Genomic DNA, 1304 nt, shown 5'->3' with positions numbered 1-1304 from the left:
GGTTCTTCGAACAATTCCGTGGGCCTGAATTGCCACATTCCGTATGCTGACGCCGACTAGGACAGGTGTTGGGAGTGGGAATGCTGGATCGCAAGACACTGCAGGCGCTGGGATGCTGGAAGGGCTACCGTCTGGAACGAGTGGAGTGGCCCGAAGGAGAGAGCCGCACCCTATCGCTCTATCTGAAGCCGGTCAGCAAGGTCATGCACTGCGAGCAATGCGGCGCGCGTTGCTCGCAGATTCATGAGACGACGGTTCGGCGGGTACGTGATCTGCCGCTGTTCGAGTACCGGGTAGTGCTGCACGTCCCGCGCCGGCGTGTCTGGTGCGAGCGTTGCGGCGGGCCGCGACTGGAGAAGCTGGACTGGCTGGGCCGCTATCAAAGGGTGACGCAGCGCTTCGCCGAGGCGTGCGAGAAGCTGCTGCAGGCGGCTAGCGTACAGGCGGTGGCCGCGTTCTACGATCTGGGCTGGCACACGGTCAAATCGATCGACAAGATGCGCTTGCGAGCGCGTGTGGCCGAACCGGACTGGTCGACGATCCGTTATCTGGCAATGGACGAGTTCGCGCTCCATAAAGGCCATCGCTATGCCACGGTGGTGGTCGATCCGATCGGCCGGCAGGTGCTCTGGATCGGGCCGGGGCGCTCTCGCGAGACTGCCCGCGCCTTCTTCGAGCAGCTTCCCGAGGGCGTCGCCGAGCGCATCGAGGCGGTGGCAATCGACATGACGACCGCCTACGAACTGGAGATCAACGCGCATTGCCCGCAGGCCGAGGTGGTCTACGACTTGTTCCACGTCGTGGCCAAGTACGGGCGCGAGGTCATCGATCGGGTACGCGTCGATCAAGCCAACCAGCTTCGCCATGACAAGCCGGCCCGGAAGGTTCTGAAGTCCAGCCGGTGGCTGTTGCTACGCAACCGCCACAACTTGAAGCCTGAGCAGTCGGTGCACTTGAAGGAACTGCTGAGCGCCAACCAGCCGCTGTTGTGCGTCTACGTGCTACGCGACGAGCTCAAGCGGCTCTGGTTCTATCAGAAGCCAGCCTGGGCGCAGAAAGCTTGGGAGCAGTGGTTCGAGCAGGCTCGGCAAAGTGGGATCGCTCCCTTGCAACTGTTCGCCCAGCGCCTGCAAGGCTACTGGCACGGAATTCTGGCCCGCTGCCGCCACCCACTCAACACCAGCGTCGTCGAAGGCATCAACAACACCATCAAGGTCATCAAACGTCGGGCTTACGGGTACCGCGACGAGGAATACTTCTTCCTCAAGATCCGCGCCGCCTTCCCCGGAATTCCTCGATGAACC

1 protein-coding gene is annotated in these 1304 nt (G+C 62.4%); it reads left to right on the top strand.

What is annotated here, in order from left to right:
* The first annotated feature begins 80 nt into the window (after positions 1 to 80).
* On the top strand, positions 81 to 1301 hold the full coding sequence (locus tag PSUB009319_RS22715; RefSeq protein WP_124384423.1) for an ISL3 family transposase: 1221 nt from the start codon (positions 81 to 83) through the stop codon (positions 1299 to 1301).
* Positions 1302 to 1304 lie beyond the last annotated feature (3 nt).

This window comes from Ralstonia sp. SET104 (genome assembly GCF_003851545.1).
In the GTDB taxonomy this organism is placed as follows: domain Bacteria; phylum Pseudomonadota; class Gammaproteobacteria; order Burkholderiales; family Burkholderiaceae; genus Ralstonia.
Note: the sequence above shows the minus strand (reverse complement) of the source record. Positions and strands in the feature narration are given on the sequence as shown.